Genomic DNA, 13,326 nt, shown 5'->3' with positions numbered 1-13,326 from the left:
ACTTATCCCTCCTTCTTTTCTGATACAACGATTGTAATGTGGCTCGTACGTTTGTTGATTTGGCTCGCACGTCCCATAGCACGCGGGCGGAATCTTTTTAACGTTGGGCCTTCGTCAACAAATGCCTGAGAAATAACCAGATTGTTAGCGTCCATCTCGTAGTTGTGCTCAGCATTTGCGATAGCAGATTTTAAAACTTTTTCGATGATTGGAGAAGCAGCTCTCGGTGTTAGGTTCAAGATAGATACTGCTTCGCCTACTTGCTTACCTCGAATCAGGTCCATTACTAGACGTGCTTTACGAGGAGCAATACGGACTGTTCTTGCAACAGCTTTAGCTTGCATTTAAAAGCCTCCTCTCTTAGCGTCTTGTTTTTTTATCGTCACTGGCGTGGCCTTTGTAAGTACGAGTCGGTGCGAATTCGCCCAACTTGTGGCCTACCATGTCTTCAGAAATGAATACAGGCACGTGTTTACGTCCGTCATATACTGCGATTGTGTGACCGATAAATTGTGGGAAAATAGTTGAACGGCGAGACCAAGTTTTTACAACTTGTTTCTTGTCCGTTTCATTTAATTTCTCGATTTTTGTCATCAAGTGTCCATCGACAAATGGTCCTTTTTTCAAGCTGCGAGCCATTTTGGAACCTCCCTTCGTGATTGCACTACGGTCCGAAATGAACCGTAGACAACCCCGTTATTTATTTTTACGACGACGTACGATAAATTTATCAGATTTGTTCTTTTTCTTACGTGTCTTGAATCCAAGAGTCGGTTTGCCCCAAGGAGACATTGGTGATTTACGTCCGATTGGCGCGCGACCTTCACCACCACCGTGCGGGTGATCGTTAGGGTTCATTACAGAACCGCGGACTGTAGGGCGGATGCCTTTCCAGCGAGAGCGTCCTGCTTTACCAACGTTGATAAGTTCGTGCTGCTCGTTACCTACTTGACCGATAGAAGCGCGGCAAGCAGAAAGGATCATGCGAACTTCACCAGAGTTAAGACGTACAAGAACGTATTTGCCTTCTTTACCAAGAACCTGAGCAGATGTACCAGCTGAACGTACAAGCTGTCCGCCTTTACCAGGTTTTAATTCAATGTTATGCACAACAGTACCAACAGGGATGTTGATAAGCGGAAGTGCATTACCTACTTTGATGTCAGCTTCAGGGCCGGACATGATTTCAGTACCTACTTGAATTCCTTTTGGTGCAATAATGTAACGTTTTTCTCCGTCTACATAGTTGATTAGTGCGATGTTAGCTGAACGGTTTGGATCGTATTCAACTGTAGCAACGCGTCCAGGTATACCATCTTTATCGCGTTTGAAGTCGATAACACGGTATTGGCGTTTGTGTCCGCCACCTTGGTGACGCACAGTCAATTTACCTTGGTTGTTACGTCCGCCTTTTTTGTGAAGGGGAGCAAGCAAGGATTTTTCCGGCTGGTCAGTCGTGATTTCAGCAAAATCTGAAGTTGTCATGCCACGACGTCCGTTAGAGGTCGGTTTATACTTTTTAATCGCCATTTTGAATTTCCCTCCTTCTTTTTACAGATAATTAAGCTTCAAAAATTTCGATTTCTTTACTGTCTGCAGTAAGTTTTACGATCGCTTTTCTGCGACGGCTAGTCATACCAGTATAGCGGCCGACACGTTTTGATTTCCCTTTGTAGTTCATGATGTTGACTTTGTCAACTTTCACTCCAAAGATACTTTCAACTGCATCTTTCACTTCTGTTTTATTAGCTCTTACATCAACTTCAAAAGTATATTTCTTTTCAGTCATTAAATCAGCAGAACGTTCAGTAATGACGGGGCGCTTAAGAACATCACGAGGATCTTTCATTATGCAAGCACCTCCTCTACTTTTTCAACCGCAGCTTTTGTAATCAGAAGCTTCTCGTGGTTGACAACGTCTAACACGTTGATTCCGTTAGCTTGAACAACTGTAACTCCAGGGATGTTGCGTGCAGAAAGAGATACTGCTTCGTTTGCATCCGCAGTTACGATTAAAGCTTTTTTCTCAACAGACAATCCTTTAAGGATAGCTGTCATTTCTTTTGTTTTAACCGTATCAAGAGTAAGATCTTCAAGAACAATAATGTTGTTGTCGTTCACTTTAGAAGACAATACTGATTTGATTGCCAAGCGGCGAACTTTTTTAGGTAATTTGTAAGAATAGCTGCGTGGTGTTGGGCCGAATACGACACCACCTCCGCGCCATTGCGGTGAACGGATTGAACCTTGACGGGCACGACCTGTACCTTTTTGACGCCATGGTTTGCGACCTCCGCCGCGTACTTCAGAACGATTTTTTACTTTGTGAGATCCTTGACGTAAGGAAGCTCTTTGCATAAGAATAGCGTCGAATACTACGCTCTCATTTGGCTCAATTCCAAATACAGAAGCGTTTAATTCGATATCACCAGCAGTAGAACCGTTTTGGTTGTATAATGCTACTTTTGGCATGATCAATTTCCTCCTTTCCTAAGAGACTTATTTAGATTTAACAGCACTTTTTACAGTGATTAAAGTTTTTCTCGCACCAGGTACGTTACCTTTAATCAAAAGAAGATTGCGCTCAGCATCAACTTTTACGATTTCAAGGTTTTGGACAGTGATTTGATCTCCGCCCATGCGTCCAGGTAATAGTTTACCTTTGAATACACGGTTAGGATCTACAGGTCCCATTGAACCAGGACGACGGTGGTAGCGTGAACCGTGAGACATAGGTCCGCGAGATTGTCCGTGGCGCTTGATCGCACCTTGGAAACCTTTTCCTTTAGATACTCCTGTTACATCTACGATTTCTCCTGCAGAGAAAATTTCAACCTTGACTTCCTGACCAATTTCATACGCATCCATATCCACGCCGCGTAATTCTTTAACGAAGCGCTTAGGAGCAGTTTCCGCTTTTGCAACGTGTCCTTTTTCCGGTTTGTTTGAAAGCTTTTCACGCTTATCGTCAAAACCAAGCTGGATCGCTTCATAGCCATCGTTTTCAGCTGTTTTCTTTTGAAGAACAACGTTTGGAGCTGCTTCAATAACAGTTACCGGGATAAGATCACCGTTCTCTGCGAATACTTGCGTCATACCAATTTTTCTTCCTAAGATTCCTTTGGTCATTCGTCACACCTCCTATTAAGATCATTCTATATTTTTGAATTAAAGTTTGATTTCGATATCGACACCAGATGGTAAGTCTAATCGCATGAGAGCATCAACAGTTTGTGGTGTTGGGTTCACAATGTCGATTAAACGTTTATGTGTACGCATTTCAAATTGCTCACGAGAATCTTTGTATTTGTGCACCGCACGAAGGATTGTGTAAACTGATTTTTCAGTTGGCAACGGAATCGGACCAGATACGCTGGCACCAGAACGTTTTGCCGTTTCAACAATCTTCTCTGCAGATTGATCAAGGATTCTATGATCATATGCTTTTAAACGAATACGAATTTTTTGTTTTGCCATTATTTTCCCTCCTTTTCGCCTACATCACGTTAGACAGTTCTCCGTGAGAAAAACCTGATCACCTTGCCATGGCAAAGCGGCCGGGTGTGTCAGCAACCTCTCACTTCATCGCAGTCAAAGACCAACATACACTATTATACAGAAAATAGACGTATGTTGCAAGGTTTATTTGAAGAACCTTGTGGTTTTCACACTTTGATTATTATACAGGTGATGTCTTGATTAATCAAGGATATGCCTGTTTTCTTTCAGAGATGGAAAGATGCGAATCGGCTGACAACTTCGGCAAAGCGGTCAGGCTCCTCCAAGTGAGGCGAATGGGCTGAGTTTTCAAACCAGTGCCATTCTTTATACGGCGCTTCAACCTTCTGATAATATTCGTAAGATGTCGTTCCCGGAACCGTCAAATCGAATTTGCCTGACATAAAACAGCATGGTATTTCAATAGAAGAAACTGATTTCCCGGCATCAAAGAAAATGAGATCCTCCCACAGATGTTTCAGGCTGAACATTTGTCCCCGCGCAGCCAAAAAGCTCCCTCTCACACCGTACGGTTCCCCAAACAGCATTCGTCCGCCTGCTTTTAGAGCGCCGATCGGATTGTGGGTGAAGCCTCCTCCCTTCATCTCGATACAAAGCAGAAACAAAGACCGCTGCACCTGTCCGTCCCATGGAGGTGCACCGATAAAATCCAGCGTCTTTTGCAGCAGGCGGTGCTTACGCTCCCTGCTCCATGCTGTCAGCTGCCGGTAAGCTTCTGCTTCCTCTTTTTGAATATTAACCACTTGACTGATACCGATATACGCATAATACAAATCAGATCTCTTTTGGAGAACGCGGAGCGCCAAAACTGATCCCCACGAATAGCCTGCGATATATACCTTTTGCCTGCCGAATTGCTTACATAAGCGCTCGGTCAAATGAATGGTGTCGGCCGTCAGCTGATCCAAAGTCATAGATGATTCTGGAATATCTTTTGAATACGAGAGTCCCGCCCCTCTCTGATCCCAGTTCACAACAGTGAAATGCTTCTCCAGCTTTTTTTGATATTTTCTCGCATAGCCGATTTGAGGGGTGCCGGGACCGCCGTGCAAAAACAAAAGCAGCGGATTATCCCTGTCGTCGCCATTAATCATAATGGTCTGTTCGCTATCGTTAATCAGCAATTGCTGAAGCATTGAAATCCGTTTGTTTGTCTTGAAGTTATCAATCATCGCTCTGCTCCTAAAATTTGTATAATCTCTATTATACATTGAATCAACCGGGAAACAAAAAAACGAGGCCCCATAAGGGACCCCGCATGTATGAACGAGTCGATTACTCAGTGATTGTAGAAACAACGCCTGAACCAACTGTACGTCCGCCTTCACGAATAGAGAAACGAGTTCCTTCTTCGATAGCGATTGTAGAGATAAGTTCAACGATCATTTCAGTGTTATCTCCAGGCATAACCATTTCTACGCCTTCTGGAAGATTGATGATACCAGTTACGTCAGTTGTACGGAAGTAGAACTGAGGACGGTAGTTAGAGAAGAATGGAGTATGACGTCCACCCTCTTCTTTAGAAAGAACGTAAACTTCAGCTTTGAATTTGCTGTGTGGAGTGATTGTACCTGGTTTAGCAAGTACTTGCCCACGTTGGATGTCTTCACGAGCTACACCGCGAAGAAGTGCACCGATGTTGTCTCCAGCTTCAGCGTAATCAAGAAGCTTACGGAACATTTCAACACCTGTAACAGTTGTTTTGCTGTTTTCTTCTTGAAGACCGATGATTTCAACTTCGTCACCGACTTTAACTTGTCCGCGTTCTACACGGCCAGTAGCAACTGTACCACGACCAGTGATTGAGAATACGTCCTCAACTGGCATCATGAATGGTTTTTCAGTGTCGCGTTCTGGAGTTGGGATGTACTCGTCAACTGCAGCCATAAGTTCAAGAATTTTTTCTTCGTACTCAGCGTCGCCTTCAAGAGCTTTAAGAGCAGAACCTTTAACAACTGGTACATCGTCACCAGGGAAGTCGTATTCGCTAAGAAGATCGCGAACTTCCATTTCAACAAGCTCAAGAAGCTCTTCGTCGTCTACCATGTCGCATTTGTTAAGGAATACAACGATGTATGGTACACCAACGTTTTTAGAAAGAAGGATGTGCTCACGAGTTTGTGGCATTGGGCCATCAGCAGCAGATACTACAAGGATAGCTCCGTCCATTTGCGCAGCACCAGTGATCATGTTTTTAACATAGTCAGCGTGTCCTGGGCAGTCAACGTGTGCATAGTGACGAGTGTCAGTTTCGTACTCAACGTGTGCAGTAGAGATTGTGATACCGCGCTCACGTTCTTCTGGAGCACCATCAATTTGATCGTACGCCATAGCTGTACCTTTACCAGATTTCTTATGAAGTACTGTTGAGATAGCAGCAGTTAATGTTGTTTTACCATGGTCAACGTGTCCAATTGTACCGATATTGGCATGTGATTTGGAACGGTCGAATTTTTCTTTAGCCATTCTAAAATCCTCCTTAAGAGCTTTTAATTAGTGATGTATAGAGTGATAGAAAGTGAAAGCAAGCCTTCACTTCCTCATCTTACAATAGTAGTTATACTTGAGTTAAGTGGCAAAATCAATTATTCGCCTTTATTTTTTTTGATAATTTCTTCAGCAATGCTCTTCGGCACTTCTTCGTAGTGATCCATGAACATAGTGAACGTACCGCGACCTTGCGTGTTAGAACGAAGGGCAGTAGCGTAACCGAACATTTCAGCAAGAGGTACCATCGCACGCACAACTTGAGCGTTACCGCGCGCTTCCATACCTTCTACGCGTCCGCGGCGAGAAGTAATATCGCCCATGATGTCTCCCATGTATTCTTCAGGAATAACCACTTCAACTTTCATGACTGGTTCAAGAAGAACTGGGTTACATTTGCTGACTGCATTTTTCAATGCCATAGAAGCAGCGACTTTAAACGCCATTTCGTTTGAGTCAACATCATGGTAAGATCCATCAAAAAGTTTCGCCTTGATGTCGATTAGCGGGAATCCTGCTAGGACACCATTTTCAAGAGAGTCTTCAAGACCTGCTTGTACGGCTGGGATGTATTCACGAGGAACAACACCACCGACGATTGCGTTTTCGAATTCAAAGCCTGCGCCTTCTTCGTTCGGTTCAAATTCGATCCAAACGTGACCGAACTGACCGCGTCCGCCTGACTGACGTACGAATTTACCTTCAACTTTTGCACCGGTACGGAATGTCTCACGGTACGCAACTTGAGGAGCACCAACGTTAGCTTCAACTTTGAACTCACGCTTCATACGATCAACAATGATATCAAGGTGAAGCTCACCCATACCAGAGATGATTGTTTGACCCGTTTCAGGGTTTGTTTGTGTACGGAATGTAGGATCTTCTTCAGCAAGTTTTGCTAAAGCGATACCCATTTTATCTTGGTCAGCTTTTGACTTAGGCTCAATCGCTACGTCGATAACTGGCTCTGGGAATTCCATGGATTCAAGGATTACAAGATCCTTCTCATCACAAAGAGTATCTCCAGTAGAAGTATCTTTTAGACCTACAGCAGCTGCGATGTCTCCAGCGTAAACAGTAGAGATCTCTTCACGGCTGTTAGCGTGCATTTGAAGGATACGTCCTACGCGCTCACGCTTGCCTTTTGTAGAGTTCTTTACATATGAACCGGAATCAAGTGTACCGGAATATACGCGGAAGAACGTCAGCTTACCGACATAAGGGTCAGTCATAACTTTAAATGCAAGTGCAGAGAATGGCTCTTCATCAGAAGAATGACGAACGATCTCTTCATCTGTATCAGGACGTACACCTTTGATTGCAGCAACATCAGTTGGCGCAGGAAGGTAGTCAAGAACAGCATCAAGTACAAGCTGAACACCTTTGTTTTTGAAAGCAGAACCAACAAGTACAGGGTAGAATTCAACATTCAGTGTACCTTTACGGATTGCAGCTTTCAGTTCAGGGATAGTGATTTCTTCACCTTCAAGGTACTTTTCCATAAGCTCTTCATCAAGCTCAGCTACAGCTTCAATCAGGCTGTTGCGAAGCTCTTCAGCTTGTTCTTTGTACTCTCCAGGGATTTCTTTCGCATCTGAACGAGTTCCAAGGTCATCTTCGTAGAAATACGCAACGTTTTCTACTAAGTCGATGATACCTTCGAAGTTGTCTTCAGCACCGATCGGCAATTGAATTGCGTGAGCGTTAGCTTGAAGACGGTCTCTTAAAGTTCCTACAGAGTAAAGGAAATCTGCGCCGATTTTGTCCATTTTGTTGACAAATACAACACGCGGCACTCCGTAAGTTGTTGCCTGGCGCCAAACAGTTTCTGTCTGAGGCTCAACACCTGATTGAGCATCAAGTACGGCAACCGCACCATCAAGTACACGGAGTGAACGTTCAACTTCAACTGTGAAGTCCACGTGTCCCGGTGTATCGATGATGTTTACACGGTAACCTTTCCACTGTGCAGTTGTTGCTGCAGAAGTGATTGTGATACCGCGTTCTTGTTCCTGCTCCATCCAGTCCATTTGCGAAGCACCTTCGTGAGTTTCGCCAATTTTGTGGATACGGCCTGTGTAGAACAAGATCCGTTCTGTAGTCGTCGTTTTACCGGCATCGATGTGAGCCATGATCCCGATATTACGAGTTTTTTCTAAGGAGAACTCTCTTGCCATTGGGTAATTTCTCCTTCCTTATTAGGGAATTATTATTTTGATTATATGAATCCTACCAGCGGTAGTGAGCAAATGCTTTGTTCGCTTCTGCCATCTTGTGAGTGTCTTCACGTTTCTTAACGGCAGCACCAGTGTTGTTAGCTGCATCAAGAATTTCGTTAGCCAGGCGCTCTTCCATTGTTTTTTCTCCGCGAAGACGCGCATAGTTAACCAACCAGCGAAGACCAAGAGTTGTACGGCGTTCAGGACGAACTTCTACAGGCACTTGGTAGTTAGCTCCACCTACACGGCGTGCTTTTACTTCAAGTACAGGCATGATGTTTTTCAATGCTTGTTCGAAAACCTCCATTGCATCATTGCCAGTGCGTTCTTTAATGATATCGAATGACTTGTATAGGATTGTTTGAGATTTACCTTTTTTACCGTCGATCATCATTTTGTTGATCAGGCGGGATACCAGCTTAGAGTTGTAAAGCGGATCAGGTAAAACATCTCTTTTTGCTACAGGACCTTTACGTGGCATCTGAATATCCTCCCTTCATAGTTTTAATGATTTATTTGATTACTTTGCTTTAGGGCGTTTCGTACCGTACTTAGAACGGCCTTGCGCACGGTTTTCAACTCCGGCAGTATCAAGCGCACCACGAACGATGTGGTAGCGTACCCCCGGTAAGTCTTTTACACGTCCGCCGCGGATCAGTACAACGCTGTGCTCTTGCAGGTTGTGACCGATACCAGGAATGTAGGCAGTAACCTCGATTCCGTTAGTCAAACGAACACGAGCATATTTACGAAGTGCTGAGTTCGGTTTTTTCGGTGTCATTGTACCCACACGAGTACATACCCCGCGTTTTTGTGGAGAAGATACGTTAGTGTGCTCTTTTTTAAAGCTGTTGTATCCTTTGTTTAGTGCAGGTGACTTAGAGTTTTCAACTTTGCTCACGCGTCCCTTGCGAATTAGCTGATTAATTGTAGGCATGTTGTGTTCCTCCCTTCATTACGTTTTATAACCCACATACCCAGGTGGTTCATCATTAGGCAAAAAACAATGTCTTTACACAAGATGGGCATCTTATATAAAAACAAAAAGTACGCTATAACATAATGGCAACAGCTGCTGCTCCCACTTCAATTCCGCAGGCTTTGCCGAGCTTTTTCATGGAATCTACCATACAGACGTCGATTTCTTGGTTCTTTGCAAGCTGGATAACGCCTGCCGTAAGAACTGAATCCGCGTCTTTTGCCACGACGACTTCCTTCACTGAACCTCGTTTCAGAGCTTTCACTGTTTGCTTCGTACCAATAATAATTGATTTGGCCTGTGATACTTTATCATAAGACATAAACATATCCTCCAAAGTAACAGGTTTTATTTCGAGCACCTTGGTTATATTATCACTCTGCGAGACGGATGTCAACATCGTATGACATTTTTTAGTGCAGTCCGCCGCCAGAATAATTGTAATACTGAGGAAAAGCTGTCGAAACAGCCTTTCCTGCAGCAGTTTCCATTATTCAGCCGGAACCATATCTTCCGAAGGCTGAACGTTTGAAACAGGTTTTACTTTTCTGTAATTCATCATACCGGTACCGGCCGGAACCAGTTTACCGATGATAACATTTTCTTTCAGGCCGAGAAGCTCATCGCGCTTGCCTTTAATCGCAGCATCCGTAAGAACGCGTGTTGTTTCTTGGAATGATGCGGCAGACAAGAATGAATCTGTCTCGAGTGAAGCTTTCGTGATACCGAGAAGGACAGGACGCCCTGTAGCAGGCCGGTTGCCTTCAAGCAGCACTTTTTTGTTCGCTTCTGTGAATTGGTGAATATCAAGCAATGTGCCAGGAAGAACATCAGTATCTCCGGCATCGATCACACGGACTTTGCGAAGCATCTGGCGAACCATTACTTCTACGTGTTTATCGCCGATTTCAACCCCCTGCATACGGTAAACCTTCTGAACCTCATGCAGAAGATATTCTTGAACCGTTGTCAGGTCAGTGACTTTAAGAAGTTCTTTCGGATCGATAGAACCTTCTGTCAGTACTTGACCGCGGGTAATCTGATCACCCTCAGCCACTTTCAGGCGTGAGTTGTAAGGTGCCGTGTATGAACGTGTCTCAACAGCGCCTTGAACAACAATTTCCTGCTGTTTGTCGCGGACTTCATTGATTTCGGCAATTGTACCGTCGATCTCAGAAATCGTCGCTTGACCTTTAGGATTACGCGCTTCGAAAAGCTCTTGGATACGCGGAAGACCTTGTGTGATATCGTCTCCGGCAACCCCGCCTGTGTGGAACGTACGCATTGTTAACTGTGTTCCAGGTTCACCGATAGATTGGGCAGCGATAATACCTACTGCTTCGCCGACTTCAACATCAGTTCCGGTTGCAAGGTTTCGTCCGTAGCATCGTTTACATACACCATGAGGAGTGTTACATGTGAACGCGGAACGGATCCACACTTCTTCGATTCCGGCTTCAACGATTTCCAGCGCTTTATCTTCATCGATCAATTCGTTTTCGTTAATGAGCACAGCACCCGTCTCAGGATGTTTGATCTGTTTTCTGGCGAAACGTCCGATCAGACGCTCTTCCAGACGCTCGATGATTTCCGTGCCCTCTTTAAGCGGTTTTGCAAGAATACCGCGGTCAGTTCCGCAATCTGTTTCACGAATGATAACATCCTGTGCAACATCAACAAGACGGCGTGTAAGGTAACCTGAGTCAGCTGTTTTCAGGGCGGTATCGGCAAGACCTTTACGCGCACCGTGAGTGGAGATAAAGTACTCCAATACCGTCAGACCTTCACGGAAACTTGATTTGATAGGCAATTCAATGATTCGTCCAGCCGGGTTGGCCATCAGACCGCGCATACCCGCAAGCTGCGTAAAGTTAGATGCGTTACCACGGGCTCCTGAGTCACTCATCATGTAGATCGGGTTGACTTCGTCTAATGATTTCATCAGTTTGCCTTGGATAACATCTTTCGCTGAACTCCAAATTGAAATGACTCTTTCATATCGTTCTTCTTCGGTGATTAAACCGCGTCTGAACTGTTTCAAGACATTATCAACTTTGCTTTGTGCTTCTTCGAGGATTTCCTGCTTATCATCGAGAACGACGATATCAGAAACCCCTACCGTGATACCGGCTTTCGTTGAATATCTGAAACCGAGGTTTTTCATGCGGTCAAGCATCTTAGACGTTTCCGTGATATGGAATCGTTTAAAGATTTCCGCGATGATTTTACCCAAAATACCTTTTTTAAACGGTGCGTTGATCGGCTGCTCTGCAATCACAGCTTTTACGTCAGCACCTTTATCTAAGAAGAAACGGTCAGGTGTTTTCTCTTCAATGTTGCTCTTCGTAGGTTCATTCATGTAAGGGAATGACTCAGGAAGAATTTCATTGAAGACCAACTTACCGACTGTTGTAATTAACAGTTTTGAACGCTGCTCATCCGTAAATGTCACATTCTTCAGGGAGTTCGCTGCAACAGCTACTCTCGTATGAAGGTGGACATAACCGTTTTGATAAGCAAGAAGCGCTTCGTCCGTATTTTTGAAGACCATACCCTCGCCGACTGCTCCGGCGCGCTCAAGTGTCAGGTAGTAGTTTCCTAATACCATATCCTGAGACGGCGTAACAACCGGTTTACCATCTTTAGGGTTCAAGATGTTTTGGGCCGCAAGCATCAGAATGCGGGCTTCAGCTTGAGCCTCAGCTGATAAAGGTACGTGAACCGCCATTTGGTCACCGTCAAAGTCAGCGTTATAAGCTGTACATACTAACGGGTGAAGACGGATGGCGCGTCCTTCAACAAGCGTAGGTTCGAAAGCCTGGATACCTAATCTGTGAAGCGTAGGGGCACGGTTCAGTAAGACCGGATGCTCCTTAATGACAGATTCAAGTACATCCCATACTTCTGGCTGCACGCGTTCGATTTTGCGTTTTGCGCTCTTGATGTTGTGAGCGAGACCTTTTTCAACAAGCTCTTTCATAACGAATGGCTTGAAGAGCTCAAGCGCCATTTCCTTCGGCAATCCGCACTGATACATTTTCAGATGCGGACCTACGACGATAACGGAACGTCCTGAGTAGTCTACACGTTTACCAAGAAGGTTTTGACGGAAACGTCCTTGTTTCCCTTTCAGCATGTGAGAAAGAGATTTTAACGGTCTGTTACCAGGGCCTGTTACAGGACGTCCGCGGCGGCCGTTGTCAATTAAAGCATCGACAGCCTCTTGAAGCATACGTTTTTCGTTCTGAACGATGATGCTGGGCGCACCAAGGTCCAAAAGGCGTTTCAAACGGTTGTTACGGTTGATGACACGACGGTAAAGGTCATTCAGGTCAGATGTTGCGAAACGTCCGCCGTCAAGCTGAACCATCGGTCTTAATTCAGGCGGAATAACCGGAAGCACGTCGAGAATCATCCAAGACGGCTTGTTTCCTGAATTACGGAAGGCTTCAAGCACTTCAAGGCGTTTGATCGCACGTGTGCGGCGCTGGCCTTGAGAAGTTTTCAGCTCTTCTTTTAACATATCAACTTCTTTGACAAGGTCGATGTCCTGCAGAAGTTTATTAATGGCTTCCGCACCCATAGAGGCTTGGAATTTGTTTCCGTACTTATCCAGATACGCACGGTATTCCTTTTCGGATAAAAGCTGTTTCTTTTCGAGCGGTGTATTGGCCGGGTCAGTTACGACGTAAGAAGCAAAGTAGATGACTTCTTCCAGCGCACGCGGTGACATATCCAATACAAGACCCATACGGCTCGGAATACCTTTGAAATACCAAATGTGAGAAACCGGGGCAGCCAGTTCAATATGCCCCATTCTCTCACGACGGACTTTAGCCCGCGTTACTTCAACTCCGCAACGGTCACAAACTACGCCTTTATAACGAACCCGCTTGTACTTGCCGCAATGACATTCCCAGTCCTTAGTCGGTCCGAAAATGCGTTCGCAGAACAGGCCGTCCTTTTCAGGTTTCAATGTACGATAGTTTATCGTTTCAGGCTTTTTCACTTCACCAAAAGACCATGAACGGATTTTATCCGGTGAAGCAAGACCGATGTTCATATACTCAAAATTGTTCACATCTAGCAAGGGGCCTACCTCCCTTTTTATCTTCGGATTAA

At 44.8% G+C, this 13,326-nt stretch carries 14 protein-coding genes; all 14 read right to left on the bottom strand.

The genetic code is table 11. The features are described 5' to 3' along the window. Positions 1-2 precede the first annotated feature (2 nt). Entirely contained in the window at positions 3-344 is a 342-nt protein-coding gene (rplV, locus tag ABDB98_RS00755; RefSeq protein ID WP_003156475.1) for a 50S ribosomal protein L22, read from the bottom strand. A 16-nt stretch (positions 345-360) separates the two neighbouring features. Continuing rightward, positions 361-639: a 30S ribosomal protein S19 gene (gene rpsS, locus ABDB98_RS00750; RefSeq protein ID WP_003156472.1), complete on the bottom strand. Its 279-nt coding sequence runs from the start codon at positions 637-639 to the stop codon at positions 361-363. A gap of 57 nt (positions 640-696) precedes the next feature. Beyond that, positions 697-1,530: a 50S ribosomal protein L2 gene (gene rplB, locus ABDB98_RS00745; RefSeq protein ID WP_438421085.1), complete on the bottom strand. Its 834-nt coding sequence runs from the start codon at positions 1,528-1,530 to the stop codon at positions 697-699. A gap of 31 nt (positions 1,531-1,561) precedes the next feature. Continuing rightward, a complete protein-coding gene (gene rplW, locus ABDB98_RS00740; protein ID WP_003156467.1) occupies positions 1,562-1,849 on the bottom strand; it encodes a 50S ribosomal protein L23 in 288 nt (95 codons plus the stop codon). After that, the gene (rplD, locus tag ABDB98_RS00735; RefSeq protein WP_016935901.1) at positions 1,849-2,472 is read right to left on the bottom strand and encodes a 50S ribosomal protein L4; all 624 of its coding nucleotides are present in this window, start codon (positions 2,470-2,472) and stop codon (positions 1,849-1,851) included. Before rplD ends, rplW begins: the two co-directional genes overlap by 1 nt. 27 nt (positions 2,473-2,499) lie before the next feature. After that, positions 2,500-3,129 carry a 50S ribosomal protein L3 gene (rplC, locus tag ABDB98_RS00730; RefSeq protein WP_007410402.1) on the bottom strand — a complete coding sequence of 210 codons (630 nt, stop codon included), beginning with the start codon at positions 3,127-3,129 and terminating at the stop codon, positions 2,500-2,502. A gap of 39 nt (positions 3,130-3,168) precedes the next feature. Further along, entirely contained in the window at positions 3,169-3,477 is a 309-nt protein-coding gene (rpsJ, locus tag ABDB98_RS00725) for a 30S ribosomal protein S10 (protein ID WP_003156464.1), read from the bottom strand. 248 nt (positions 3,478-3,725) lie between these two features. Continuing rightward, positions 3,726-4,691 carry an alpha/beta fold hydrolase gene (locus tag ABDB98_RS00720; RefSeq protein ID WP_438421084.1) on the bottom strand — a complete coding sequence of 322 codons (966 nt, stop codon included), beginning with the start codon at positions 4,689-4,691 and terminating at the stop codon, positions 3,726-3,728. Positions 4,692-4,794: 103 nt separating this feature from the next. After that, positions 4,795-5,985 carry an elongation factor Tu gene (tuf, locus tag ABDB98_RS00715; RefSeq protein WP_003156451.1) on the bottom strand — a complete coding sequence of 397 codons (1,191 nt, stop codon included), beginning with the start codon at positions 5,983-5,985 and terminating at the stop codon, positions 4,795-4,797. Positions 5,986-6,104: 119 nt separating this feature from the next. Next, positions 6,105-8,183 (bottom strand): elongation factor G, encoded by a 2,079-nt coding sequence (gene fusA, locus ABDB98_RS00710; RefSeq protein WP_438421083.1) that lies wholly within the window; start codon positions 8,181-8,183, stop codon positions 6,105-6,107. 52 nt (positions 8,184-8,235) lie between these two features. Beyond that, the gene (gene rpsG, locus ABDB98_RS00705; RefSeq protein WP_003156447.1) at positions 8,236-8,706 is read right to left on the bottom strand and encodes a 30S ribosomal protein S7; all 471 of its coding nucleotides are present in this window, start codon (positions 8,704-8,706) and stop codon (positions 8,236-8,238) included. A gap of 39 nt (positions 8,707-8,745) precedes the next feature. Continuing rightward, the gene (gene rpsL, locus ABDB98_RS00700) at positions 8,746-9,162 is read right to left on the bottom strand and encodes a 30S ribosomal protein S12 (RefSeq protein ID WP_003156445.1); all 417 of its coding nucleotides are present in this window, start codon (positions 9,160-9,162) and stop codon (positions 8,746-8,748) included. A gap of 115 nt (positions 9,163-9,277) precedes the next feature. After that, positions 9,278-9,526 (bottom strand): 50S ribosomal protein L7ae-like protein, encoded by a 249-nt coding sequence (locus tag ABDB98_RS00695; protein ID WP_438421082.1) that lies wholly within the window; start codon positions 9,524-9,526, stop codon positions 9,278-9,280. Between the two features lie 168 nt (positions 9,527-9,694). Beyond that, positions 9,695-13,294 carry a DNA-directed RNA polymerase subunit beta' gene (gene rpoC / locus ABDB98_RS00690; RefSeq protein ID WP_016935905.1) on the bottom strand — a complete coding sequence of 1,200 codons (3,600 nt, stop codon included), beginning with the start codon at positions 13,292-13,294 and terminating at the stop codon, positions 9,695-9,697. Positions 13,295-13,326 lie beyond the last annotated feature (32 nt).

Source organism: Bacillus siamensis, assembly GCF_051628075.1.
In the GTDB taxonomy this organism is placed as follows: domain Bacteria; phylum Bacillota; class Bacilli; order Bacillales; family Bacillaceae; genus Bacillus; species Bacillus siamensis.
The sequence above is the reverse complement of the archived record's forward strand: the minus strand, read 5'-3'. Positions and strand labels throughout refer to the sequence as shown.

Bases quoted from the DNA above. Each gene is read 5' to 3' on its own strand.
- rplV (WP_003156475.1), bottom strand. From the start codon at position 344: ATGCAAGCTAAAGCTGTTGCAAGAACAGTCCGTATTGCTCCTCGTAAA.
- rpsS (WP_003156472.1), bottom strand. From the start codon at position 639: ATGGCTCGCAGCTTGAAAAAAGGACCATTTGTCGATGGACACTTGATG.
- rplB (WP_438421085.1), bottom strand. From the start codon at position 1,530: ATGGCGATTAAAAAGTATAAACCGACCTCTAACGGACGTCGTGGCATG.
- rplW (WP_003156467.1), bottom strand. From the start codon at position 1,849: ATGAAAGATCCTCGTGATGTTCTTAAGCGCCCCGTCATTACTGAACGT.
- rplD (WP_016935901.1), bottom strand. From the start codon at position 2,472: ATGCCAAAAGTAGCATTATACAACCAAAACGGTTCTACTGCTGGTGAT.
- rplC (WP_007410402.1), bottom strand. From the start codon at position 3,129: ATGACCAAAGGAATCTTAGGAAGAAAAATTGGTATGACGCAAGTATTC.
- rpsJ (WP_003156464.1), bottom strand. From the start codon at position 3,477: ATGGCAAAACAAAAAATTCGTATTCGTTTAAAAGCATATGATCATAGA.
- ABDB98_RS00720 (WP_438421084.1), bottom strand. From the start codon at position 4,691: ATGATTGATAACTTCAAGACAAACAAACGGATTTCAATGCTTCAGCAA.
- tuf (WP_003156451.1), bottom strand. From the start codon at position 5,985: ATGGCTAAAGAAAAATTCGACCGTTCCAAATCACATGCCAATATCGGT.
- fusA (WP_438421083.1), bottom strand. From the start codon at position 8,183: ATGGCAAGAGAGTTCTCCTTAGAAAAAACTCGTAATATCGGGATCATG.
- rpsG (WP_003156447.1), bottom strand. From the start codon at position 8,706: ATGCCACGTAAAGGTCCTGTAGCAAAAAGAGATGTTTTACCTGATCCG.
- rpsL (WP_003156445.1), bottom strand. From the start codon at position 9,162: ATGCCTACAATTAATCAGCTAATTCGCAAGGGACGCGTGAGCAAAGTT.
- ABDB98_RS00695 (WP_438421082.1), bottom strand. From the start codon at position 9,526: ATGTCTTATGATAAAGTATCACAGGCCAAATCAATTATTATTGGTACG.